The organism is Rhodoferax sp. OV413 (assembly GCF_900104385.1).
In the GTDB taxonomy this organism is placed as follows: Bacteria; Pseudomonadota; Gammaproteobacteria; order Burkholderiales; family Burkholderiaceae_C; genus Rhodoferax_B.
In genome coordinates this window covers 310,855-336,468 of the sequence record NZ_FNJA01000005.1, presented here as the reverse complement: position 1 = coordinate 336,468, position 25,614 = coordinate 310,855, and the positions used below count along the sequence as shown (strand labels likewise).

At 62.5% G+C, this 25,614-nt stretch carries 19 protein-coding genes; 13 read left to right on the top strand and 6 right to left on the bottom strand.

What is annotated here, in order from left to right; genetic code table 11:
* Nucleotides 1–22: 22 nt before the first annotated feature.
* Genes BLT66_RS18320 through deoC form a run of 5 tightly spaced genes read right to left on the bottom strand, consistent with a single transcriptional unit; the run spans nucleotide 23 to nucleotide 5,935 of the window.
* Nucleotides 23–1,051, bottom strand: a complete 1,029-nt coding sequence (locus BLT66_RS18320) for an ABC transporter permease (protein WP_092759762.1) — start codon at nucleotides 1,049–1,051, stop codon at nucleotides 23–25.
* A 10-nt stretch (nucleotides 1,052–1,061) separates the two neighbouring features.
* Complete coding sequence (gene rbsK / locus BLT66_RS18315) at nucleotides 1,062–2,006, bottom strand: ribokinase (RefSeq protein WP_092759760.1); 945 nt, start codon at nucleotides 2,004–2,006, stop codon at nucleotides 1,062–1,064.
* A gap of 4 nt (nucleotides 2,007–2,010) precedes the next feature.
* Entirely contained in the window at nucleotides 2,011–2,463 is a 453-nt protein-coding gene (locus BLT66_RS18310) for an RbsD/FucU family protein (protein ID WP_092759758.1), read from the bottom strand.
* 42 nt (nucleotides 2,464–2,505) lie between these two features.
* On the bottom strand, nucleotides 2,506–4,902 hold the full coding sequence (locus BLT66_RS18305; protein WP_092759756.1) for an aldehyde dehydrogenase family protein: 2,397 nt from the start codon (nucleotides 4,900–4,902) through the stop codon (nucleotides 2,506–2,508).
* 4 nt (nucleotides 4,903–4,906) lie between these two features.
* The gene (gene deoC, locus BLT66_RS18300; RefSeq protein WP_092759754.1) at nucleotides 4,907–5,935 is read right to left on the bottom strand and encodes a deoxyribose-phosphate aldolase; all 1,029 of its coding nucleotides are present in this window, start codon (nucleotides 5,933–5,935) and stop codon (nucleotides 4,907–4,909) included.
* A gap of 222 nt (nucleotides 5,936–6,157) precedes the next feature.
* Between deoC and BLT66_RS18295 the strand changes: the two genes are divergently transcribed.
* A complete protein-coding gene (locus BLT66_RS18295; RefSeq protein WP_092759752.1) occupies nucleotides 6,158–6,943 on the top strand; it encodes a DeoR/GlpR family DNA-binding transcription regulator in 786 nt (261 codons plus the stop codon).
* A 236-nt stretch (nucleotides 6,944–7,179) separates the two neighbouring features.
* Here BLT66_RS18295 and BLT66_RS18290 read toward each other — a convergent pair whose 3' ends face one another.
* Complete coding sequence (locus BLT66_RS18290; RefSeq protein WP_092759750.1) at nucleotides 7,180–8,154, bottom strand: LysR family transcriptional regulator; 975 nt, start codon at nucleotides 8,152–8,154, stop codon at nucleotides 7,180–7,182.
* A gap of 157 nt (nucleotides 8,155–8,311) precedes the next feature.
* Between BLT66_RS18290 and BLT66_RS18285 the strand changes: the two genes are divergently transcribed.
* The 12 genes from BLT66_RS18285 (at nucleotide 8,312) to BLT66_RS18230 (ending at nucleotide 25,588) form a co-directional block, all read left to right on the top strand.
* Nucleotides 8,312–9,160, top strand: a complete 849-nt coding sequence (locus BLT66_RS18285; protein WP_092759748.1) for a fumarylacetoacetate hydrolase family protein — start codon at nucleotides 8,312–8,314, stop codon at nucleotides 9,158–9,160.
* A 29-nt stretch (nucleotides 9,161–9,189) separates the two neighbouring features.
* The gene (locus BLT66_RS18280; protein WP_092759746.1) at nucleotides 9,190–11,268 is read left to right on the top strand and encodes a hydantoinase/oxoprolinase family protein; all 2,079 of its coding nucleotides are present in this window, start codon (nucleotides 9,190–9,192) and stop codon (nucleotides 11,266–11,268) included.
* Entirely contained in the window at nucleotides 11,265–13,058 is a 1,794-nt protein-coding gene (locus BLT66_RS18275; RefSeq protein WP_092759744.1) for a hydantoinase B/oxoprolinase family protein, read from the top strand. Before BLT66_RS18280 ends, BLT66_RS18275 begins: the two co-directional genes overlap by 4 nt.
* 8 nt (nucleotides 13,059–13,066) lie before the next feature.
* Nucleotides 13,067–13,435, top strand: a complete 369-nt coding sequence (locus BLT66_RS18270; RefSeq protein ID WP_092759742.1) for a hypothetical protein — start codon at nucleotides 13,067–13,069, stop codon at nucleotides 13,433–13,435.
* Nucleotides 13,436–13,437: 2 nt separating this feature from the next.
* The gene (locus BLT66_RS18265; RefSeq protein WP_092759740.1) at nucleotides 13,438–14,505 is read left to right on the top strand and encodes a CobW family GTP-binding protein; all 1,068 of its coding nucleotides are present in this window, start codon (nucleotides 13,438–13,440) and stop codon (nucleotides 14,503–14,505) included.
* A gap of 31 nt (nucleotides 14,506–14,536) precedes the next feature.
* Complete coding sequence (locus tag BLT66_RS18260) at nucleotides 14,537–15,508, top strand: Bug family tripartite tricarboxylate transporter substrate binding protein (protein ID WP_092759738.1); 972 nt, start codon at nucleotides 14,537–14,539, stop codon at nucleotides 15,506–15,508.
* 64 nt (nucleotides 15,509–15,572) lie between these two features.
* Complete coding sequence (locus BLT66_RS18255) at nucleotides 15,573–16,760, top strand: porin (protein WP_255406984.1); 1,188 nt, start codon at nucleotides 15,573–15,575, stop codon at nucleotides 16,758–16,760.
* A 514-nt stretch (nucleotides 16,761–17,274) separates the two neighbouring features.
* On the top strand, nucleotides 17,275–18,243 hold the full coding sequence (locus tag BLT66_RS18250; RefSeq protein ID WP_092759734.1) for a substrate-binding periplasmic protein: 969 nt from the start codon (nucleotides 17,275–17,277) through the stop codon (nucleotides 18,241–18,243).
* Between the two features lie 476 nt (nucleotides 18,244–18,719).
* Entirely contained in the window at nucleotides 18,720–21,404 is a 2,685-nt protein-coding gene (aceE, locus tag BLT66_RS18245) for a pyruvate dehydrogenase (acetyl-transferring), homodimeric type (protein ID WP_092759732.1), read from the top strand.
* A gap of 8 nt (nucleotides 21,405–21,412) precedes the next feature.
* Nucleotides 21,413–23,008 (top strand): dihydrolipoyllysine-residue acetyltransferase, encoded by a 1,596-nt coding sequence (locus BLT66_RS18240; RefSeq protein ID WP_092759730.1) that lies wholly within the window; start codon nucleotides 21,413–21,415, stop codon nucleotides 23,006–23,008.
* 13 nt (nucleotides 23,009–23,021) lie between these two features.
* Nucleotides 23,022–24,776 (top strand): dihydrolipoyl dehydrogenase, encoded by a 1,755-nt coding sequence (gene lpdA, locus BLT66_RS18235; RefSeq protein ID WP_092759728.1) that lies wholly within the window; start codon nucleotides 23,022–23,024, stop codon nucleotides 24,774–24,776.
* Nucleotides 24,777–24,832: 56 nt separating this feature from the next.
* Complete coding sequence (locus BLT66_RS18230; protein ID WP_255406983.1) at nucleotides 24,833–25,588, top strand: alpha/beta fold hydrolase; 756 nt, start codon at nucleotides 24,833–24,835, stop codon at nucleotides 25,586–25,588.
* Nucleotides 25,589–25,614: the final 26 nt, after the last annotated feature.

Genomic DNA, 25,614 nt, shown 5'->3' with positions numbered 1-25,614 from the left:
TGTCTCCTAACCCTCGGGTGATTTACGGTGATCCAGGAGGGGGCTGGTTCAACGATGCGCGATTGCGCGGTAACAAAGCGGAAAAGTTGGGCAGGCTCCAGCGTGCCGAGGCCAGGAAGACCAGCAGCAGCAGGCCCCAGGCACAGTCGCGGAAGAAATTGGATATGCCCAGCAGGTTGAAGGTGCTCGACAGCAGCTGCAGCGCCATGGCCGAGAAAAACAGGCACACCATGCGGCCATAGCCACCCTGCGGACGGACCCCGGCCATCACCGCCATCAGAATGGCAATCAACAAGTAAGACGTGCCGTAGTCCGATTTCACGCTGGCCGTGCGCGCCGCGATGATGACCCCGGCCACTGCAGCCAGCAGGCCGCTCACCGCATAAGTGCCCATCAGCATGCGCTCTTGCGAGATGCCGCTGTAGCGTGCGGCTTTGGCGTTGGTGCCCAGCAGGAACAGGCGGATGCCAAAAGTGCTGTAGCGCAGCAGCCAGCCCACCAGCAACAAGATCACCAGAAATATGGCAAACGGGATGGGGACACCCCACACCAGCTCATTGCCAATGGCTGATAGCGGCTCTGCATTGCCCACCCGCAGGCTGGAGCCGTTGGTCAGCACCACAGCGGCGCCGGTGAACAACAGCTGTGTGCCCAGCGTGCAGAGTATGGGCGTCAGGCCTGCGATGGAGATCAGCCAACCATTCAGCAGACCGCCAGCCGTGCCCACCAGGAGCGCAATCAGCGCAAAGGTCAACGTGTACATCCACGGCGCCGTGTCGGCAGAGAACAGCAGCGGCGCCATGCTGGCCGCAACCACACCGGCCAGGTTGGCCAGGGCTACGCCCGACAGGTCGATGCCGCCGTTGCCAGAAATCATGGATAGCGCAACGCCGATGGCGATCAAGGCCAGTTCGGGCAACTGGCTGGCCATGGACTGGAAGTTGTAGACATCCAGAAAGTCGCCGCCCGACAACAGCGTGGCTGCCAGCAGGATGGCAACATTGATGCCGACCAGAAAATTCAGCTGCGGGTCTGCGGATTTGAACTTCATGGCGCGTACCTCAGGCGTATTTGCGCAGCAGCGCATCGACTTCGGCGCGCGTGGGCATGGACGGCGCCGTGCCTGCCCGCGTCACCGAGATTGCCGCCACGGCAGAGCCAAAGCGTGCGGCGGCCCGTGGGCTGGCGCCTTCGGCCAGGGCCGTGGCAAAGCCGCCGTTGAACGCGTCACCCGCGCCCGCGGTTTCCACCACGTGGCCGGCCTCGAAAGGCGGGATGTGCACCGATTCCTGAGCGCTGTGCAGCAAGGCACCGTGCGCCCCCAGGGTGATCAGGGCGCAGCCCACGCCTTTGGCCAACAGGGCATCGCCGGCTTTGCGGGCCTGCGCCAGGTTGCCCACCGGCAAGCCGGTCAAGGCCGCGGCTTCGTGCTCGTTCGGCGTGATGTAGTCGCACAGCGCATACACGGCGTCGTCGAAAGCCAGCGCGGGTGCCGGGTTGAAGATGGTGGTTGTGCCCGCGGCCCGGGCAATCTCCAGGCCGCGCTGTGCCGCTGCCGCCGATTGCTCCAGCTGGGTCATGAAGACCCGGGCGCCCTGGATGGCGGAGGCCGCAGCCTCTACATCGCTGACTTGGATGTGCGCAGCCGCACCGGGTGACACGATGATGGCGTTGTCACCCGTGGTCTCCTGCACAAAGATGAAGGCTGCGCCGGTGGCGGCATCTGCAAGCTGGCTCACCTGGATGGTGATGCCTTCTTGGGCCCACAGTGCCAGGGCCGCGTCGCCAAAAGCGTCTTTGCCCAGCTTGGAGATGAAGGTAACTTTGCCGCCTGCGCGGGCCGCCGCCACGGCTTGGTTGGAGCCCTTGCCGCCCGGACCCATGGCAAAGCTGGAGCCGGCAACGGTCTCGCCGATCCCGGGTAAGCCGGCGGCGCGGAATGCCAGGTCGGCCACATAAATGCCCAATACGGTCACGCCGTGCTGGGAGGTGTTGGTGGTGTACATGGCGTCAGGCTTCCGGTGCGATCACGCCTTTTTTGAGCAGAAAGCAGCCGTAGAAGCGGCGCTCGCTGGTCGCAATGACGCAATAGGCTTTGCGGGCGGCTTCGTAGAACGCGAAGCGCTCTATCGAGCCCATGGGCCAATGTTTGCCTTCTGCTCGGTCGATCTCGGCCTGCAGCTCGGTTTGCACCGGGGGGATCTCGTCGGGCTGGCCCATGATTTCCATGCGCTGTACCGGTGTCTCCACCGCGCCGTCGAGCGGCATCACCGACAGGATGGCACGCGCGGCCTCTTGCGTACCGACACCGTCGATGCGCAGCACCCGGCCGAGTACGGTTTGGCGGGCCACCGAGTCGGCGGGGAAGTTGCCGTCGCACAGCACCAGTTCATCGCCATGGCCCATGGCGCGCAATGCGTACAGCACGTCTGCATTGAGCAGCGGATTGATTGATTTCAGCATGTCTCCTCCTATTGTTTTTAGTGCGATGTTTGGGGTGCTAAGTCAGTCGCCATAGGGCACCCAGATGTTCTTGACCTGCACCGCGTGGCGCAGAAAGGTGGGGCCCTCTGCGGCGGCCGGGTTGTGCCAGTCGGTGGCCAGGCCGTGGTCCACCAGCGTGCGTTTCAGGTTGCCGGCCGACAGCTTCTCCGTGCTGAGCGATAGCGCCGCCGAGCCAAAAGCCCATAGGCTGTCCACATCGTCGTGCTCGGCCAGTGTTTGGGCGAGGGTGGCGGATATGCCCGTCACCACGTTCACTACGCCGCCGGGTAGATCCGACGACTCCAGCACCTGGCAGAAGTCCGTCACGGCCAGTGGGAAGCGCTCGCTCGGCACCACTACCACGCGGTTGCCCATGGCAATCAAGGGCGCCACCAGGCTGATGAACGCCAGCAGGGGTGACTCGTCGGGGCACACCACACCCACTACGCCGATCGCTTCGGTCATGGCCAGCGCCACGCCCCGCAGGGGTGGCACGTGCACCACGCCTTCGTATTTGTCGGCCCAGGCGCCGTAGCTGAACAGGCGGGCGACGGATGCCTCTACTTCGGCTTCGGCCGCGGCGGCGCTGACGCCGGTGGTGACTGCAATGCGGTCGGCAAACTCGCTGGCACGGATCGCCAGGTTTTCTGCCAGGTAGTACAGCGCCTGCGCGCGGCGATGCGGTGTGGCAGATGACCAGGCACTGGCGGCGTGCGCAGCGGTCACCGCGTTGCGTATGTCCTTGCGGTTGCCGGTGCCGACTTCGCCTTGCGGTACGCCGTTCGGCGCGTACACGGTGTGGGAATACTCGCCGTCTGGCCGCACCTGTTTGCCACCGATAAAGAGCTTCTGCGTACGGTCTACTCCGACCAGGCGCACTACGGGTTTCTTGGAACTTGTTTTTTCCTTGGGTGCGGTGACGGCCAGGGCTTTGCGTGGCGTACGCTGGGCCCAGGCGCGTGGCTTCAGGTATTCGTAGCAGCCCTCGCGCCCACCTTCGCGGCCGTAGCCGGATTCGCGGTAACCACCGAATCCCACACCCGCATCGAACAGGTTGGTGGCGTTAATCCAGACCACACCGGCTTGCAACTTGGGTGCCATGCCCAGCGCCAGGCCTATGGTTTCGCTCCACACGCTGGCGGCCAGGCCATAGCGGCTGTTGTTGGCCAGGGTCAAAGCTTCGTCAGGCGTGCGGAAGGTCATGGACACCAGCACCGGGCCAAAGATTTCTTCTGTCGCCACGGTGGACGCTGGATGTACATTGGTCAGCAAAGTAGGTGGGAAGAAGCTCCCGCCCGTGGGGCAAGCATGTGGCGCCTGGTAGCACTCTGCGCCTTCGCGTACGCCGGTATCGACGAGTTTGCGCACGCGGGCGATCTGCGACGGATCGATCAGCGCACCCATGTCGATGCATTTGTCCAGGGGCATGCCCACGCGCAGGGTCAGCATGCGCTGCTTCAGGCGGTCGATGAAGTCGGCGGCAATGCTTTCCTGCAGCAGCAGGCGCGAGCCGGCGCAGCACACCTGGCCCTGGTTGAACCAGATAGCGTCCACCACGCCTTCCACGGCAGCGTCCAGGTCGGCGTCGTCGAACACGATGAAGGGGGACTTGCCGCCCAGCTCCAAGGTCAATGATTTGCCGCTGCCCGCCGTGTGTTGGCGTATCAAGCGGCCTACCTCGGTGGAGCCGGTAAAGGCGATCTTGTTCACGTCCGGGTGGGCCACCAGAGCAGCACCGGTGGTGCCGTCGCCCGTGACCACATTCAGTACACCGGCGGGCAGTCCCACTTGGGCAGCCAGTTCGGCAAACAGCAGCGCGGTCAGTGGCGTGAATTCGGCCGGTTTCAGTACAACGGTGTTGCCCAAGGCCAAGGCCGGGGCGATCTTCCAGGCCAGCATCAGCAGTGGGAAGTTCCAGGGAATGATCTGGCCGATGACGCCCAAGGGCACCTGGTCGGAAAACTCGCGTTCCTGCAGCTGGGCCCAGCCCGCGTGGTGGTAGAAGTGGCGGGCCGCCAGCGGCACGTCCAGATCGCGGGTTTCGCGGATGGGCTTGCCGTTGTCCAGCGCCTCCAGCACGGCGAACTGGCGGGCGTGGCGCTGCACCATGCGGGCCAGCGCATACAGATAGCGGGCCCGGCCGGGGCCACCCAGGGCTTCCCACTTGGCTTGGGCGGCGCGGGCGGCGACTACGGCGGCATCCACATCGGCGCTTGACCCTTGGGCCACGGAGGCTAGGCGTTGCGTGGTGGCGGGCTCCAGTGTGTCGAAATACACGCCCTCGGCGGGGGCGGTCTGGCTGCCGTTGACGAAGTGGCCGAAGCCTTCGGCATGCTTGGCCAACCAGTGGCGCACCTCGGTATCGCTTTCGGGGGCTGGGCCGTAGTCCATGGTGTCAAAGTAGTGGGCGACGTTCATCGCTTTATCCGATCGGGTGGTGGTGGAAGGCCGAGTAGCGGCCAGTCAAGTGGTGCTCCAGTTGGCGCTCGATGTCGGCCAGCAGGGTAGATGCGCCAACGCGGAACAGGTCGGGCTCCAGCCAGTCGCGGCCGAGCTCTTCCTTCATCAGCACCTGGTACTCCAGCACGCCTTTGGCGGTGGACACGCCGCCGGCGGGCTTGTAGCCCACCCGGAAGCCCGTCAAGGCCTCGTAGGCGCGGATCATGCGCAGCATCACCAGGGTGACCAGCAGCGTGGCATTCACGCTTTCCTTGCCGGTAGAGGTCTTGATGAAGTCAGCCCCAGCCATCATGCAGACCATGGAGGCCTTGGCGACATTGCGCAGGGTCTTGAGTTCACCGGTGGCCAGGATGGCCTTGACGTGGGCGTCGCCACACGCGCGGCGGAAGTCACGCATCTCGTTGTAGAGCGCTTGCCAGTTGCCGGTGAGCACATGCTCGCGGGTGATGACGATGTCGATTTCTTGCGCGTCGTCACGCACCGAGGCTTCGATTTCCTTGAGCTTGAGGTCGTGGGGAATCAGCCCTGCCGGAAAGCCTGTGGACACGGCCGCGACGGGAATGCCCGTGCCCTGCAAAGCTTCGACCGCTGTGGCGACGAAGCGGTGGTACACGCAGACGGCCCCGGTGCGCAGCTGGCGGTCTGCAAAGCCGAGTTGCTCCAACAAATCAGGGCGTACCGGCTGGATGGCCTTGGCACACAGGCGGCGCACGCGCTCTGCCGTGTCGTCACCACTCAGCGTAGTCAAGTCTATGCAGCTGATGGCTTTGAGCAACCAGCCGGCTTGGGCATTCTTTTTGACCGAGCGGCGGCCGGGCAAGCTGGCGACGCGGCGTTCGGCTGCGGACAGGTTGACGCGCAGAGCGTCGATCCAGCTCCTGTCGAAGGCCACGCCTGCATTGCGCAGATGCTGCGGACTGGCAGCCGTGGTGGGCACGACCCGGTGCAGGGCCTGCGGTACGTCGCGCAAGGCAATCGATGTGGTTGTCATAGTGGGGGCTGCAAAGCGCTGGCGAGCGCATTGGAGTGGGGTGGTGGGAACTCTGAAAACATGCTGTGTCTCGGTTGGCATGCGCTTGCATCTTTGGAGAGCGCCGCGCATTTCGTTGTGGTGTTATGAATGTTATTACAGTAACATTTATTTGTGCAACATGTTTTTATAAAAACATTCAGATGCTCGATACTTACCCTTGGTCAGATATGGAAATTCAACATGCGTAAAACATCCGGGGCTGAAGCTCGGCTCCTGCGACTCGCTCGGATGCAGGAGCTGGTCTATGCCAATGGCCCGCTTCCTCTCAAGGCGGCAGCGCAGGCGCTGAACGTGACAGAAATGACGGTTCGCCGCGATCTGGCTGCCACCGATGCGCCTCTGTCTTGCTTGGGAGGCTACGTGCTGGCAGCCACATTGCCTGCATCGGAGAAGTACTCGTTGGACATAGCAGGCGATGAGCATGCTCCAAACAAGCGTCTGGCCTGCGAGCGGGCTGCCCAGTTCGTGGAAGAGGGGGATTGCATCTTTGTGGATTGCGGCACCACCATGGCGCAGTTTGCCGAAGCTCTGCCAACCGGCATGTCACTGAGTGTGGTGTGCTATTCGCTTAACGTGGCCAACATCTTGAGCCGCCGACCGAACATCCAGTTGATGCTGATGGGCGGCTTGTACAACGCCTCGTCGGCGACTTTTTACTCGGATGACGCGGTGCAGTACCTGGAGCGCCTGGGTGTCAACAAAGCGTTTATTTCTGCTGGCGGTGTGCAAACTGACCGGGGCGTTAGCTGCTCCAATTTTCACGAGGTGCCTGTGAAGCAAGCGGCGATGCGTGTCGCGACAGAGCGGTTTCTAGTGATTGATGAGAGCAAGCTGGGGCGCGTGCGGCCGGCTTTCTTTGGCCCGCTTGATGGGTTTTCCCAGATCATCGTGGGCGGAGCCGTCCCGCCTGGGTTGCGTAAGTTGTTTAAGGGGATGCCCTTGCTGACAGTGCCAATTAGCAGCTGACGGCCATGCCATGTAGTTCGGTGGCGGAATATTCGTAAATGAAACTAACGTGCAGAAAGGATATGCGTTTTTTGGGCTATATCGCTCTCGGGATAGCTTCCGGCAATGGCTTCTACGCGGTCACCAATCAGCTTTTAAGGGCAAACCTGCCTGCAGCGGCAATGTCCTTGATGGGGAGCCGCGACCTATGCATTTTTGCCATACATAACCTTTGTGCCCACAGCACTCGCGGCCGTTTATTTGGGCAAATGGGGACTCGCCATTTTCAGAGGCATTTGATCCTTTTCAGGGTCTACAGATGAATCGAAGAGTTGGTGCCCCCACGACTCAACCAATCTTTGCACGATCTCCGCAACGACTTTGCAAGCCGGTGAAAGCTTGCCCTGTTTGGGCAAGGCCAGGGTCACGTGGCGGAACAGGTCTGGCTTGACCAGCTTGCTGGCTTGAAGCCGGCCACTCTTGAGTTCAGGAATCACAGAATAAGGGCCCAGCACGGAATACAGTCCAGGCGTGTGCGCCACCAGTTCCTTCTGGACCGTCAGCGAATCTGCCTCGGCGATGGGTTCAAGCTTGAATCCAAGGCTTCTAGCGGTTTCGTCCAAGGCATTGCGCCAGTGGCTTGGCCGCCGAGGCAGCACCAAGCGCAGACCTGCCAGGCGGGAGAAGTTCACCGTGGGCTCTTGGGTCATTGCGTCGCCTGGCGCTGAAATCAAATAGGTGTGCGCGACCGACAGCAGCTTTTCTTCCCGCCCGCTCGGGCGATTGAAGCGAAACAGGATTGCCAGATCCACCGTTCCGGTGTCCAGCATCGTGTCGAGTTCGGTGCCTTGCGCTTCGGTGATGTTGAGTCGGACGCCTGGATGCTCCATCTGCAGCTGCTCGAAGAGTCGGGTCATCAGCGGATGTGCGGCCGAAGGAATGATGCCCAGCCGCACTTCTCCCAGCAATTTGCCCGACTCGGCATGCAGTTCCTCCGTGAGTCGGTCTGTGTCCTGCAGCCAGGCGCGCAGCCGCAGCGCCACGCGCGCGCCAAGCTCGGTCAACGCCACTCCGCGCCCTGTGCGCCGGAACAGCGGCCCTCCAAACCCCGCCTCGAAGTCGGTGATCTGCCGGCTGATATGCGATTGCACGGTCTGTCGGCGCGCCGCCACCTTGCTCAGGCTACCTGCCTCGGCGACCTCCAGGAACAGTCTGACGCTCGCAATATGCATGGGGATTACCCGGATGTGTTATGCCATTAATGGCAAATCTGAAACCTCTGAATTGTATCTATTCGGAATTCTTCCAGATTTCTACATTAGCTGCACGAGGTTTCGCGCAAGGGTTTGACAGCGCGAAACCAACGTCCATTCAGCTAAGGAGAAAGCAATGAAACTGGTCAGTTTTGAGCATGAAGGCAGCGCTACCTACGGGGTCGCGCAGCAGAGTGAATACCTCCAACCTTCGGCCGACTTTTTAAGCCGCTACCCGGATGTCGTATCGGTGTTGCGAGGCAATGCACTCGCAGAACTCGAAGCCGGGCTGAGTGCTGCCACCCGCATCCAGGCTGCGAGCACGCGCGCACTGCCGGTCATCCCCAACCCAAACAAGCTCATCTGCGTGGGGCTGAACTACAAGACCCATGTTGCTGAAACCAAGCGTGCCGACAGTGACTACCCCTCATTGTTCCTCCGCTTCAACGACAGCCTGGCCGCCCAGGGCGACGTGGTGTTGCGCCCGGCGTTCTCCGATCGCTTCGACTGGGAGGGCGAATTGGCCTTTGTGATCGGCAAGGGCGGCCGCCATATCCCGAAGGAGCAGGCCTTTGAGCACATCGCAGGTTATGCCTGTTTCAACGACATCAGTGTGCGTGACTGGCAGCGCCACACCCACCAGTTCACGCCGGGCAAGAATTTCCCTGGTACCGCCCCGTTCGGACCTTGCCTCGTCACACGTGACGAAGTGCCTGACGTCACGAAGTTGACGCTGGAGACCCGCGTCAACGGTCAAGTGATGCAGCACGCTAGCTTGGCCGACCTGATCTTCGACATTCCCGTGCTGGTCGAGTACATCTCCCGCTTCACGCCGCTGTCGCCGGGCGACGTGATAGCCACCGGCACGCCCGGAGGTGTGGGTGACCGCCGCGAACCACCGCTGTACATGAAGGAAGGCGATGTGGTCGAGGTCGAGATTACCGGCCTGGGCGTGCTGCGTAACCGCATCGGCACAGCTACCTAAACCCCGCACCCAAAGAGACCCATTCCATCATGGCAAGCAAACCCCAACTGCGCATCGCCGTCGACATCGGCGGCACCTTTACCGACATGGCGGCCTTTGACGAGAGCACCGGCAAGCTGCTGTTCGGCAAGGCCTTGTCGACCCACGGCCAACTGGTCAACGGTATCCAGGCGACGCTGGATAGCGCCGACATCGATCTGCGCGACGGCAACCTGTTCCTGCATGGTTCCACCATCGCGATCAATACGCTGCTCGAGCGCACCGGTGCCAACACGGCGCTCCTGATCACCGAGGGCTTCCGCGACATCTACGAGATCGGCCGTGTCAACCGGCCCGATGCCTACAACCTGTTCTTCAACAAACACCAGCCACTGGTCAAGCGCTCGCTGCGCTTCGAGGTGGCCGAGCGTCTGCGCGCCGATGGCAGCATCCACAAGCCACTGGACGAGGCCGCCGTGCGCGAACTGGCCCGCGAACTGCGCGGCAAGGAAGTGGAGGCCGTGGCCGTGTTGCTGCTGCACTCCTACCGCAACCCGGCACATGAGCAGCGCGTCAAGCAGATCTTGCAGGAAGAGATTCCTGGCGCCTTTGTCTGCGCCTCGCATGAACTCTCCCAGGAGTACCGCGAGTTCGAGCGGGTCTCCACCGCGGTGGCCAACGCCTACGTCGGCCCGCGTGTCTCGGCCTACCTCGGCGAACTGGAGGCCCACCTGGGCCAAAAGGGCTTCAACGGCGATTTCTACATCGTGCAGTCCACGGGCGGCTTGTTCCCGGTGGAACACGCGCGGGTCGGCTGCGTGCGCATGCTGGAGTCCGGCCCCGCTGCTGGCGTGATCGGTGCGCAGGCCATCTGCGCCCAGCTCGGCATGGGCGATGCGATTGCCTTCGACATGGGCGGCACCACGGCCAAGGCCGGCGTCATTAGCGAAGGCCGGCCACTCACCACCGGCTCGGCGCTGATCGGCGGTTATGAACGTGCTCTGCCGATACAAATCCCGATGATGGACATCCATGAGGTCGGCACCGGTGGCGGTTCGATCGCCCGCGTGGAGACCGGCAATGCGTTGCGCGTGGGACCACAGAGCGCCGGCTCCATCCCCGGCCCGGTGGCTTATGGCCGCGGTGGCAAGGAACCGACGGTGACCGATGCCAACCTGCTGTTGGGGCGGCTCGATGCCGAGCATTTCCTCGGCGGCGAACTCAAGCTCGACCTGGAAGCCTGCGAGCGCCAGATGCGCGAACGGGTAGCTGGTCCGTTGGGTCTGGATCCGACCGAGGCGGCCGACGGCATCCTGCGCATCGCGGTGACGCAGATGTCGCATGCCGTGAAGGCGGTGACGACTGAGCGCGGGCTGGATGCCGGCAGCTTCACCATGGTGGTGTACGGCGGCGCCGGGCCGCTGCACGCTTCGGCCATTGCCCGCGAAATCGGCATTCGCAAGGTGCTGATCCCCTACGCACCAGGCTATTTCTCGGCCTACGGCATGCTGTTCTCCGACTTGCGCTACGACTATGTGCGTTCGGTGTTCCGCAAGCTCAACGACGTGTCGTTCGAGGAGATTGAGGCAGCATACAAGACGATGGAGGACGAGGGCCGTGCCGCGCTCGCCCAATCTGGCGTCAAAGCCGATGGTGTGGTGATCGAGCGCGCGGCCGACATGCGCTACGTGGGCCAGGAACACGCCGTCACGGTGGACTTGCCGTTGGCCTACTTCGAAGGCCGCGACCGCTCGGCCATCAAGCAGCAGTTCGACGAGCTGCACAAGGTGCGCTACGGTACCTCAGCGCCCAAGGAGCCGGCCGATCTGGTGAGCCTACGCGTAACCGTGCTGGGCACCATGAAAAAGCCGCCCAAACATAGCGTGGACGAAGGCTCTTCCAAGCCCGAGAAGGCCGCGCTGCGGGCCGTCAAGCCAGTGTACTTCCGCCAGGGCGGCTGGGCCGACACGCCGGTCTACACACGCGAGCTGCTGCGCGCGGGCAACACCATCACCGGCCCGGCACTGATCGAGGAGCACGCCTCCACCACGGTCATCCAGCCTGGTGATGACTTGCGCGTGGATGAACTTGGCAACCTTCAAATCAACATCGGGAGCGACCGGACATGAGCACCAACCAGAACATCAGCGTGGCGATCGACCCCGTCACCGTCGAGATCATCCGCAACGGTCTGTATGCCGTCACGGAGGAGATGAAGACCAACCTCACGCGCACCGCCTACAACCTCATCATCTACGAGGCGCTGGACTTCACAGTCGGTCTGTTCACCAAGGAAGGCGACACGGTCTCCATCGGCCTCGGCCTGCCGATGTTCATCCGTGGCATGTCCGAGACGGTGAAGGCCAAGATCCGGCACTTCGGCTATGACAACATCCTGCCGGGCGACATCCTGGTCACCAACGACGCCTACACCACCGGCAGCCATCTGAACCACTTCACGTTCACGATGCCGGTGTTCCACGAAGGCAAGCTCGAAGGCTTCACCTGCTGCATGGCGCATTGGCTGGATGTGGGCGGCACGCTGGGCAATGTGACCACCGATATTTTCAGCGAGGGGATCCAGATCCCCATCATGAAATACCAGCGTGAGGGCGTGGTCAACCAGGACCTGATCGACATCATCGCCATGAACGTGCGGCTGGCCGAACGGGCACTGGGCGACCTGCGCGCGCAGATCACCGCCATCACCACCGGCGAGCGCCGCTATGTCGAACTGCTGCAGCGTTACGGCGTCGATGCAGTGAATGGCTCGATCCGCCAGATCATGGACTCCAGCGAGGCGGTGGCGCGCAAGAACACCCTGTCGATTCCCGACGGCGTGTACGAGGCCGAATCGTTCATGGACGACGACGGCCTGGACATCGGAAAACGCATACCGATCCGCGTGAAAGTGACCGTCGCGGGTGACGAGATGACGGTAGACCTGTCAGAAGTCAGCAAGCAGGTGCGCGGCTTCTACAACTCCGGTTTCACCACCGGCATCGCCTGCGCGCAGGTGGCCTACAAGTGCTTGACCACGCCGACCGATTACCCGGTGAATGATGGCAGCTTTCGGCCGCTGAAAGTGATCATGCCCATGGGCACGGTGATCAGCGCCCAGCGCCCGTACCCGATGCGGGTGTGGATGACCTTCCCGATGACGGTGATCGACACCATCTTCAAGGCATTGGCCCCGGCCATTCCCCACCGCTCCATCGCCGGCCACCACGCCGACCTGGTGTTCCCCAACATCCACGGCATTTCGCCGGAGGACGGTCGGCTGTTCATCGTGGGCATCGGCCCGCTGGGCGGCGGCTGGGGTGCCAAGAGCAGCGAGGACGGTGTCTCGGTCACCGTCTGCATCAATGACGGCGACACACACAACAGCCCGACCGAACAACTGGAGGCCAAGTACCCCGTGCTGGTGGAGAAGTACGAGATCCGCCGGGACAGCGCAGGTGCCGGTAAATACCGTGGCGGCCTCGGCGCAGAGATGGTGGTGCAAGCACTCTCGCCCTTCACCGTGACCACCCGCATCGACCGCGTGCACTGCAAGCCCTGGGGCCTGGAAGGCGGCGGCGACGCGATGGGGAATGGCTTGGCTGTGCGCCACAAGGGTGAATGGAAGACCGACCACCTGAACGCGAAGATATTTAACGTGCGGCTCGAACGAGGTGACGCGTACAAAATGCTCTCGGGCGGCGGTGGTGGCTTCGGCGACCCGCTGGAGCGCGATGTCGAACTGGTCGCCGAGGATGTACGCGAAGGCTACGTCAGCGCCGAGGTGGCTCGCGAAGTCTACCGGGTTGCGCTCGATTCGAAGGGGCAGGTCGCACAGGAGGCTACACGTGCCTTGCGCAAATCGCCTGCTCCTGTGCGCAATGGTGCGACGGAAAACGTCGCCTGGGACGGACAGTGAGTCTCGCCATGGCGGATGACCTGGCGCAGCGTGCCGACCGCATGCTCAGCCTGTGGAGCGACCTGTCCATGCGCCATGTCGCCCTCGGGGGCGCGTGCGCCTGCGGTACCGGTGGCGTAAGCCTGAGGCTCGAAGACTTCGAGCTAGACATTGTGGGCTATCTGGAAGACGTAGGCCTGCGCTGCGGCGTGGAGGAGGTTGTCAACTTCTTCAATGCGCTGCAGAAGTCTGCTGCGCAGGACCAGCCCTTGAGCCACTTGCTGCACGAAGTACAGCAGGACCGGCTGCCAGGTGTTGTGGCGGAATGGTTGCTCCCCAAAATAGAGCGCACCTTGACGTCGTTTTCCGAGCTGCACGGTGCCGGGGCGAGGGGATAGCCATGGGTGGTCATTTTTCTTCATTGCTGGCTTCCGACGCTGCTCTGGGCGAGCGTGTGCCGGTGACGGTGCTGACAGGCTTTCTCGGCAGCGGCAAAACCACTCTGCTGAACCGGCTGTTGCGGCTCCCGGACTTGCACGGCACGGCAGTGATCGTCAACGAGTTTGGCGCGGTGGGCATCGATCACGACCTCATCGCGCAGACCACGGACGACACCATCCTGCTCGCCAATGGTTGCATGTGCTGCGCAGTACGCGGCGATCTGGTGGAAGCGCTGAATCGAATTGCTGAGCGTACCGGGCCACCGCTGCGGCAGGTGTTGATCGAGACCAGCGGCCTGGCCGATCCTGGGCCGATTCTTCGTACCTTGATGGCGGACCCTGGCATCCGCAGTCGCTTCGAGCTGGCGGGCGTTGCCTGCACCGTCGATGCAGTGCTGGGCATGGGTACCTTGGATCGCCATCCTGAATCTGTGCGGCAGGTGGCAGTCGCCGACCGTCTGTTCTTGACTAAAACCGATTTGCTGGAGGATGGCCCATTGCTGTCACCCCTGGTGGAGCGGCTACGCGAGATCAATGGGCTGGCCCAGCTGCATGCGGACCGTGAAAACCAGCCCCAAGTGCTGCACGATCACATCCAGGCCCGAAAGAGTACGCATGTGGCGCCGACGGATGCGCTGTTTTACCGTGCGCAGTACGCAGCAGGGGACATGGCCGAGGACGCTGCACCACAGCACCGGGACGGTATCTCGAGCTTTGTCCTGGTACGGGATGTGCCGCTACCGCGCGATGCATTCGCCACCTGGCTGGACATGGTGATCGCGATGCGCGGCGAGGATTTGCTGCGCGTCAAAGGTCTGATCCAGCAGGCCGAAGATCCAGACCGACCGCTGGTAATCCATGGCGTCCAGCACCTCTTTCATCCGCCGGAGTTATTGCCGGCCTGGCCCAGCGCTGATCGGCGTACCCGCATCGTCTTCATTACCCGCGGGGTCGATGCGCAGGCGCTGGGAGAAACCCTCGACGTACTGGTTCGCAGACACCTGCGGCGCAGTCCGTCCACTCTTTGACGATCTACATTTTCGAACAATAGGAGACAAGATGAAATTCCTGAAAATAGTCGCCGCGACCGCTGCGTTCGCAATGCTGCCGGCCTGGTCCCAAGGGGCGAAGTTCCCGGAGCACGAGCGCACCATCAAGATCATCGTGCCCTTCGCTGCCGGCGGCGGAGTGGACAACGCAGCCCGTCTGTTGGGCGACCAGCTGCGCAAGCTACTCGGTGTGACCGTGATCGTGGACAACAAAACCGGGGCCAGCGGTACCCTCGGCGGCAGGTTTGTCCAGACCTCGCCCGCCGACGGCTATACCTTGCTGTTCTCTGCCGCGACCCACGTGCTTGCCAAACAGGTGCTGGCCAATGCCCCCTACGATCCACAGACGGATTTCACGCCGGTCGCACGCGTGGGAGAAGCTCCATTGATGCTGGTCATCGCCCCGCAACTGCCACAAACAAAGGTGGCCGAGGTGCTCAGTGCAGCAAGGCAGCAACCAGAGAAGTGGACGGCTGGCATCCCAGCAGCGGGAGCACCCAGTCATCTGGCCACGCTGCTGTTGGCCAAGCAAGGCAATGTCAAGTTCACCTTTGTTCCCTACAAGGGTACGCAGCCGGCACTCGTGGACGTCGCCGGCGGCCACGTGAACGTGCTGCTGGATTCGATGATTTCGGTGATGCCGCTTGCCAAGGCGGGCCGGGTTAAACCGATCGCCATCACATCGAAGAATCGCAGTGCGCTGGCGCCGGAGGTTCCTACAGTGCAGGAAAGTGGCATTCCGAACTTTTCCTATGTGTCCTGGTATGGCGTCTGGGCACCCAAGGGCATGCCCGCCGACCGGGTGGCGATCCTGAATGCAGCGATCAACGCCTCGACTACAGAACTCGCGAAGACGGGAGTTTTTGCCAATTTAGGGATCGATCCCGTCACCGAGAGCGCTGAGCAATTCCGGCAGTACATCGCCGCCGATGTAGCGCAAGGTACCGAGCTTCTGAAGAGCGCCGGGTTCAAGCCTGAGTAGCGACTACAGACCCTGACGCCCGGGGGCCGCCAACGAACGGTCTCCGGAGCCTTGCCGGTGGCGCATGAAACTGCCAGCCGGGTTCACTTCTGCGGTTTGCGATAGCAACGTTGCAGCACAAACAACCAAAAGGAGAAGAAGTATGTTCAGAGCTATGGGTATGGTCGGCCTCGGCATGGCCTGTGTTTCTGTGATGGCGCAATCGTCGGTCACTATTTCAGGAACGATGGACCTCGCCATTCGACAGGTCCGTAACGGATCACTGGGAGCGGTCAACTCTGAAGTCAGCGGCGCCAACTCAACGAGCAAGCTGATCCTTCGCGGCACGGAGGATTTGGGTGCTGGCTTGAGTGCAGCCTTTTACCTTGACGGGACTATCCTCGCTGACACTGGTGTCGGTGGAGCGAATGTGCCAGCAGGCCAAATGTGGGACCGCCGCTCCACGGTGGGTCTGATTGATGCGCGGCTCGGTGAGCTCCGTTTGGGCCGCGACTGGGTACCGACGCACCTGGTGTGGAGTAGTTTCGATCCATTCGCAACCCTTGGCATCGCCAGCGCCAACACCTTTCGATCGCTTTCGGCGTCTCGTGCGCTAGGCCAGGCATTTGGCACGGCACCTGAAAGTCAGGCGGCCAACCCTACGCTGCGGGTCAGCAACGCAGCAGAGTACTTCCTGCCCACTGGTCTTGGCGGCGTGTATGGAAGCGTCATCGCCACTGCGAAAGAAGGTGGCACCACAGCAACCGGCTTTACGCGGGCCGATGGCTTCCGGCTGGGATGGTCTGGCAGCGGCTTCAATATCGCGGCTGCGCAGTTCCGCACACGCAATGCCGCCGCGGACCAGACATTTAAGGACCAAGTGTATGGCGCATCCTATGACTTCGGTGTCGTGAAGCTCGGTGTCGCCCAGAGACGCTGGATCTACGGTGCGGATCGCACGGTCAACACCCAGCTGGGTGCGTCGATTCCCGCGGGCCCGGGTGTCATCAAGCTCAGCTACGTTCGCGCGGACCAGACGGGGGTTACTGTCGCGCAGAGCGCGAACGATGCTCATCTCATAGGCGCGGGCTACGTTTACAGTCTTTCCAAGCGCACGGCTGTGTATGGCCATATGGCTCGCGTTACAAACAAGGGTTCCGCGGTGTTCGTGGTTCCTGGTGGAATGGCGGTAAGTGCCAATGCGGTGGCAGCGAACTACTTTGGAGGCCAGAAGTCGAGCGCTTTTGAGGCAGGTATTCGCCACGACTTTTGATTTTTTAAAGAAAGTGCTGTCCTATGCGTTTTAGAGGGATGAGGGGCTAATTTGAGGGATGTAAACCTATGAGAATTTGCTTCCTCTGGGTTCTCGGACACAGCAAAACCGTTGTCAGTTTGTTGCCAGTGGCTCGCCGGACGCGATGGATTTGGCCGGATGTTGCTGGACGCTGAATTCAATAAAATCAATGACTTAGCGATCTTGAAGTCCGGCTAAATCCGAGTAAATCCAGGGTTTCTGGCCTCATAATCCTTTGGTCGAGTGTTCAAGTCACTTACGCCCTACCATTCATGTCCATGGCTTACGAGAAATCGTAGGCCATTTTTTATGGCCGTCCGAAATCCTGCGGCCAACGCCTGGTGCCTTCATTCGTCTGAAGGGCTCCACGGTCTTCTGAGGCTATCTCATTTCTCTTTTTTGACTTGGACGGCGGTTGCTTACGTCGTAGCATTCAATGTCTGCTTAAGATGGACTGACCAGGTTGAACTGCCCATCACTTCGAAAGAATCGTATGAACTTTCAAGGTCAAAACTATGGTTTACCCATGGGGTCAGATGTGCACCGAGATGGCCTGTTCTTGGAACTCCATCCCAGACGGGGCCACGGCGCCAGTCCTCAATTTAGATTGCTTCGCTGGTGGATCGCCTTGTCATCGGCCCTTTTGCTCCTCGGCCATGGCAGCGCTACCGGCGTGGAGATCGTGCGCTACCCGATCCCCGAGAGCGCTGCCGACCAGCGCTACGACTATCCGCGCAAACTACTAGAACTGGTGCTGTCCAAGACCCGTACTGCATACCGGGTGGAATACCCCGCGGTTTCGATGAGCCAAAGCCGCCAGATCGTTGAGTTGGAGGCCGGACGAATGATCGACGTTGCCCCGCTTCCGTCTTCCGCCGAACGGGAAGCAAGGCTGCTGCCGATACGCGTTCCGCTCAACAAGGGCTTGCTGGGTTGGCGGTTGGGACTGGTTCGTAAGGGTGATACCGACCGTGTTGCGCAAGTTAAAACACTGGCCGACTTGATGGGCGTGCGCCTTGCCCAGGGTCAAGATTGGCCAGACACGCAGATTCTGAGCGGCAACGGCCTTGAGGTCATCAACGGCTCCAACTACGAAGGCCTGTTCAAGATGCTGGAGAGCCAGCGCTTCGATTACTTTCCCCGCAGCGTGATGGAAATCTGGGATGAGCAAGAAACCCACGCCAGCACGCTCGAAATCGAACCGCATCTGGCCCTGCACTATTTCTACGACAGCTATTTTTTCGTCAATAAGCGCAATACCAAACTCGCCGCCGACATCACCGAAGGCATGGAGAAGGCCGTGGCCGACGGGTCGTTCGACAAGCTCTTCAATCAACATTGGGGCGAGCGTGTGCGCAAGGCCAGGTTGAATGAGCGCACGGTGATCGAGTTGCGCAATCCCTTGTTGACACCGGAAACGCCCTCGCACCGGCCAGAGCTGTGGTACGGCGTACGGCGCTGATCCGTGCGGCGGCCGCTATCTGCAAAGCAGAAGTGTCCAACCAAGTAACGCATCTCCGCTCGTGCGTACCAGCGATGAGCACTGGGACGATTGGCAATTCCCAAGTCAGGGCCTGATGCCTTAACCTGGCTTCGGCGAAATGCAACGACGGCGGGAAATACAGTTGCCGGCGAGGGTGCTCCTTGGGCGAATGTGCTGTGTAAGGGTGAAGCTGCCCCGGAGCCGCATTTCAACCGATTGCATTACTCCTTGACGCAGGGTTTCTATGCATATGCCAGTCCGGCGTATCGGATGCTGGCTTGCGGCTAAGTCCGGATCGCCGTCTATCAGATTGCCGCAAGGCAGGCATACCTCGTTAAAAATCAATAACTTAGCTTGATTTTTCCAGCCGTTTTGAAGTGGCACAAGGGTTGCTCTACAGCGTGGCCAGCCGCATCGCCCGATGCGAGACAAGGCCATGACACAGGAGACAACAAATGACGATGATGGGCGACCATGACCCCGCTGAGACCCGCGAATGGTTGGATGCATTGGGCGCTGTGCAGCAGCACCGCGGCAGCGAACGCACCAACTTTCTGCTCAACCGTCTGGTCGACGCAGGGCGACGCGAAGGGGTGTATGTGCCGCGGTCCCTGACTACGGCTTACAAGAACACCATTGCGCCGGAGAACGAGGAGAAGTCGCCTGGCGACCGTGACATCGAACACCGCCTGCGCTCCATCATCCGCTGGAACGCGATGGCCATCATCTTGCGCGCCAACAAGGACTCGTCGGAACTTGGTGGTCACATCGCCAGCTTCCAGTCGGCTGCCACGCTGTACGACATCGGTTTTGGCCATTTCTGGCACGCGGCGACCGACACGCATGGTGGCGACCTGCTGTTCATCCAGGGACACAGTTCGCCCGGCATTTATGCCCGCGCCTTCCTCGAGGGGCGCCTCACCGAGCAGCAACTGTTGAATTACCGTCAGGAGACCGACGGCCAGGGCATTCCGTCCTATCCGCACCCCTGGCTGATGCCCGACTTCTGGCAGTTCCCCACGGTGTCCATGGGCCTGGGCCCGCTGATGGCGATCTACCAGGCGCGCTTTCTCAAGTACCTGCATGGCCGAGGCCTGGCCGACACCACGCCGCGCAAAGTCTGGGCCTTTATGGGCGATGGCGAGATGGACGAGCCCGAATCGCTGGGCGCGATCTCGCTGGCCGGCCGCGAGAACCTCGACAACCTGGTGTTCGTCATCAACTGCAATCTGCAGCGCCTGGACGGCCCGGTGCGCGGCAACGGCAAGATCATCCAGGAGCTGGAATCGGTGTTCCGCGGCGCGGGCTGGAACGTCATCAAGATCGTTTGGGGCAGCGGCTGGGATGCGCTGCTGGCCAAGGACAAGAGCGGCAAGCTGCTGCAGCGCATGGAAGAGTGCGTTGACGGCGAGTACCAGGACTTCAAGAGCAAGAGCGGCGCATATGTGCGCGAGCACTTCTTCGGCAAATACGACGAAACCCGCACGCTGGTGGCCGACATGAGTGACGACGAGATCTGGGGGCTGACGCGCGGCGGCCATGATCCGGTGAAGGTGTTTGCAGCCTATGCCGCGGCCGTCAAGCACACCGGCCAGCCGACCTTGATCCTGCCGAAGACGGTGAAGGGCTACGGCATGGGCGAATCCGGCGAAGGCCAGATGATCGCCCACCAGGCCAAGAAGATGACGCAGGACGCGCTGCGCGGCTTCCGCGACCGCTTCCAGATCCCGGTGTCGGACGAAGACCTGCCCAACATCCCCTTCATCAAGCTGCCCGAAGACAGCCCCGAGATGCAATACCTGCGCGCGCGCCGCGCCGCACTCGGCGGCTACCTGCCGCAGCGCCGGCAGAAATCGGCCTCGCTGGAGATCCCGCCGCTGGCCAGCTTTGAGCGCCTGCTCAAGGACACCGGCGAGCGCGAGATCTCCACCACCATGGCCTTTGTGCAGATGCTCGGCACCCTGGTGCGCGACAAGCAGATCGGCAAACACGTGGTGCCCATCGTGCCCGACGAGTCGCGCACCTTCGGCATGGAAGGCATGTTCCGCCAGCTCGGCATCTGGTCGTCTCTCGGCCAGCTGTACAAGCCGCAGGACGCCGACCAACTGATGTACTACCGCGAGTCGAAAGACGGCCAGGTGCTGCAGGAGGGCATCAACGAAGGCGGCGCCATGTCGAGCTGGATCGTCGCGGCTACTTCGTATAGCACGAACAACGTGCCGATGATCCCGTTCTACATCTACTACTCGATGTTCGGCCTGCAGCGCGTGGGTGACCTGGCCTGGCTGGCCGGCGACATCCGTGCCCGCGGCTTCTTGCTGGGCGGCACGGCAGGGCGCACTACGCTGAACGGCGAAGGCCTGCAGCACGAGGACGGCCATAGCCACATCCTGGCCGGCACGATCCCCAACTGCGTCAGCTACGACCCGACCTTCGCCTACGAGGTGGTGACCATCATCCGCGACGGCATGCGCCGCATGTATGCCGAGCAGGAAGACGTGTACTACTACGTCACCCTGATGAATGAAAACTACCCGCACCCCGGCATGCCCGAAGGCAGCGAGGCGGGCATCCTCAAGGGCCTGTACCAGCTGAGCGATGGCGGCAAGACGCCCGAAACAGGAAAGAAAAAGGGCCTGCGCGTCCAGCTCATGGGAAGCGGCACCATCCTGCGCGAAGTGATGTTCGCGGCCGAGCTGCTGAAGGCGGACTTCGGCATCGCCGCCGATGTGTGGAGCGCCACCAGCTACAACGAGCTGCGCCGCGACGGCATGGCCGCCGAGCGCTGGAGCCGGCTGCACCCCACCGAGCCGGTGCGCAAGAGCCACGTCGAGCATTGCCTGGAAGGCCATGACGGCCCGGTGATCGCCGCTACCGACTACATGCGCAACTACGCCGACCAGGTGCGCGAATACGTGCAGGCCGCGGGTCGACGCTACACCGTGCTGGGCACCGACGGTTTCGGCCGCAGCGACTACCGCAAGAAGCTGCGCCGCTTCTTCGAGGTCGACCGCTGGCATGTGGCCGTGGCCGCACTCAAGGCGCTGGCCGACGACGGCGTGATCAAGCCAAGCGTCGTTGCCGACGCGATCAAGCAATACGGGCTCGACGCCGAGCGTGCCGCCCCCTGGACTGTGTGAGACGCAATATGAGCAATTCAATCGACATCCAAGTGCCTGACATCGGCGACTTCTCTGACGTGCCAGTGATCGAGATCTTCGTCAAGGTCGGCGATACCGTGAAGGCCGAGGACCCGCTGGTCTCGCTGGAATCCGACAAGGCCACGCTGGACGTGCCCGCGCCGCGCGGCGGCGTGGTCAAGGCCATCGCGGTGAAGCTGGGCGACAAGGTCAGCCAGGGCAGCGTGATCATGCAGTTCGAGGCCGAAGGCGGCGCTGCCGCAGCCGCGCCGCCTGCCGAGGTCGCCAAGCCCAGCGTCACTGCGCCACCGTCGGCGGTGAGCGCGCCGGCCGGCCTGGCCGAGGTGCGCGTGCCCGATATCGGCGACTTCAAGGACGTGCCGGTGATCGAAATCTTCGTCAAGGTCGGCGACACGGTGAAGGCCGAGGACCCGCTGGTTTCGCTGGAATCTGACAAGGCCACCATGGACGTGCCGGCGCCGCTGTCCGGCGTGGTCAAGGAGATCCGCATCCAGCTCGGCGACAAGGTCAGCCAGGGCTCGGTGGTCCTGCTGTTGGCCACCGGCGATGTGCTTAGCGCAGCGGCACCCGTGGTCGCCGTCGCCGCGCCCCCGGCGCAGGCCGCGGCCGCCGTTGGCGCTTCGGTCAATGAAGCGGCGTTTGCCCTGGCCTATGCGGGCCCGGCGGTGCGCAAGCTGGCGCGTGAACTCGGCGTGGACCTGGGCCGGGTCAGCGGCAGCGGCGAGCATGGCCGCATCGTGCGCACCGACGTCGAGGCCTTTGCCAGGGGCGGCGGCGGCCCCGCTGCGGCGCCCGCGCCCAAGCCTGCAGCCGCTGCGGGTGGCGGTATTGGCGGGCTCGAACTGCTGGCCTGGCCCAAGGTGGACTTCGCCAAGTTCGGCCCGGTCGAACGCAAGGAGCTGTCGCGCATCAAGAAGATCAGTGGCGCCAACCTGCACCGCAACTGGGTGGTGATTCCGCACGTCACCACGCATGACGAGGCCGACATCACCGAGCTCGAGCAGTTCCGCGTGCAGATGAACAAGGAGCTGGAGAAGTCGGGCGTCAAACTGAGCATGCTGCCGTTCATGATGAAGGCGGCGGTGTCGGCGCTGAAGAAGTTCCCCGAGTTCAACGCCAGCCTGGACGGCCAAGGTAACGAGCAAAGCCTGGTGCTGAAGAACTACTGGCACATCGGCTTCGCCGCCGATACGCCCAACGGCCTGATGGTGCCGGTGATCCGCGACGTCGATAAAAAGACTGTGCCCGAGATCGCCAAGGAGATGGGCGAGCTCGCCAAGCTGGCGCGCGAAGGCAAGCTCAAGCCCGACCAGATGTCGGGCGGCACCTTCACGATTTCGTCGCTGGGCGGCATCGGCGGCATCTACTTCACGCCCATCATCAATGCGCCCGAAGTGGCCATCATGGGCGTGTGCAAGAGCTACTGGAAGCAGCATTCCAGCGACGGCAAGACCTATACCTCGCGGCTCACATTGCCGCTGTCGCTGTCGTGGGACCACCGCGTGATCGACGGCGCGGCTGCTGCCCGCTTCAACGTGCATTTCGCCAATGTGCTCGCCGATCTGCGGCGCGTGCTGTTCTGAAGGAAATCCTCCCATGTCTCAAACAGTGGAAGTCAAAGTGCCGGACATCGGCGACTTCAAGGATGTCGCGGTCATCGAGCTGCTGGTCAAACCCGGCGAGGTGATCGCCGTCGATACCGGCCTGCTCATGGTCGAGTCCGACAAGGCCTCGATGGAGATCCCGTCGAGCCACGCAGGCGTGGTCAAGGAGCTGAAGGTCAAGCTCGGCGACAAAGTCAGCGAGGGTTCGGTGATCCTGGTGGTCGAGGCCGCGGGTGCCGCGGCCTCTGCACCGGCACCGGTTGCGGCGCCCGCAGCGGCTTCGCCCGTTGCCGCCACGCCCGCGCTCAAGGCCGGCAGCTACGCCGGCAAGGCCGACATCGAGTGCGAAGTGCTGGTGCTCGGTGCCGGCCCTGGCGGTTACTCGGCGGCCTTCCGCAGTGCCGACCTGGGCATGAAGACCGTGCTGGTCGAGCGTTATGCGACGCTGGGCGGCGTCTGCCTGAATGTGGGCTGCATCCCGTCGAAGGCGCTGCTGCACACCGCCAGCGTGATGGACGAGGTGAAGAACCTGGGCCACCACGGCATCAAGTTTGCCGCGCCCGAGATCGACCTCGATGGGCTGCGCGGCTTCAAGGACGGCGTGATCAAGAAGCTCACCGGCGGTCTGGCCGGCATGGCCAAGGCGCGCAAGGTCGAGGTCGTCACCGGCGTCGGCAGCTTCCTCGACGCCTACCACCTCGAAGTGGCTGGTGAGGGCGGTGCGAAGAAGGTCGTGAAGTTCGCCAAGGCCATCATCGCCGCGGGCTCGCAGGCAGTGAAGCTGCCCTTCATGCCCGAGGACGAGCGTGTGGTCGATTCCACCGGCGCGCTGCTGCTGAAGAGCATCCCCAAGCGCATGCTGGTGGTGGGCGGCGGCATCATCGGCCTGGAGATGGCCACGGTGTACTCGACCCTGGGCACGCGCATAGACGTGGTCGAGATGCTCGATGGCCTGATGCAGGGCGCTGACCGTGACCTGGTCAAGGTCTGGGAGAAGGTCAATGCGCCGCGCTTCGGCAGCGTGATGCTGAAGACCAAGACCGTTGGCGCCAAGGCGACCAAGGCTGGCATCGAGGTCAAGTTCGAAGGCGAGAAGGCACCCAGCGAGCCGCAGCTCTACGACCTGGTGCTGGTGGCCGTAGGGCGTACCCCCAACGGCAAGAAGATCGCTGCTGACAAGGCCGGCGTGGCCGTCACCGAGCGCGGCTTCATCAACGTAGACAAGCAGATGCGCACCAATGTGCCGCACATCTTCGCAATCGGCGACATCGTCGGCCAGCCCATGCTGGCGCACAAGGCGGTGCATGAAGCGCATGTGGCGGCCGAGGTCGCGCATGGCGAGGCCGCTTACTTCGACGCGCGGCAGATCCCCTCGGTCGCCTATACCGACCCCGAGGTGGCCTGGGCCGGTAAGACCGAGGAGCAGTGCAAGGCCGAGGGCATCAAGATCGGCAAGGCGGTGTTTCCCTGGGCGGCATCGGGCCGGGCCATCGCCAATGGCCGCGACGAGGGCTTCACCAAGCTGCTGTTCGACGAAGCCACGCACCGCGTGATCGGCGGCAGCATTGTCGGTACGCATGCGGGTGACCTGATCAGCGAGGTCTGTCTGGCCATCGAGATGGGCTGCGAGCCGGCCGACATCGGTAAGACCATCCACCCGCACCCAACGCTGGGCGAGTCCATCGGCATGGCCGCCGAGGTCTTCGAAGGGCATTGCACCGATCTGCCGCCAGCAAAGAAGAAATAGGCCACCGCACCATGCCCATCGAGCTAGCCTGTGAGGCCCTGGGAGCGGGACCACCCGTGGTGATTCTGCACGGCCTGTTCGGCGCCGGCTGCAACTGGAGCGAGGTTGCGCGCTCGCTGGCCACCCGCTACCGCGTCTATCTGCCCGACGCCCGAAACCATGGCGCTTCGCCTTGGTCGGACACCATGTCATATCCCAAGATGGCGCTCGATGTGAAGGCCCTGATCGAACGCGAACAGCTGCAGCGGCCGATCCTGGTCGGCCACAGCATGGGTGGTAAGACCGCTATGACATTGGCCTTGAGCCATCCGGAACTCGTCGGTGGCGTTGCCGTGATCGACATTGCACCGGAACACTATGCCGAACAGTTCTCCGCCTATGTAACGGCCATGCGCAGCCTGGATTTAGCCGCGGCAGCTGCCGCAGCACGCCGGCAGTTCCGCGAAGCGCTGGCCAGCAGCCTGCGACCGGATATCTCGCAGAACTTTCTGATGCAGAACTTGCGGCGCCACAACGAGCGTTTTGACTGGCGTCTCAATTTGATGGCTACGGCCGTCTGTATGCCGGATTTGTGCGCATTCCCGGAGACGTTGCCGCACAAATGCTACGAGGGACCGGCGTTGTTCCTGAGCGGAGAGGAGTCTGACTACCTGCGAAAGGAGTCGCAAGCCCGCATCCTGGCGCTATTTCCAGGGGCTGAGTTCGGGCGTATCCCCGATGCCGGTCACTGGGTACATGCGGATCAACCTCAGGCGCTGCTGTGCGGTTTGCACGACTGGCTGAGCGAAGTGCACGCCACTGCTACACGTTGAATCCATCCCCTTTGATAAGAACGGAG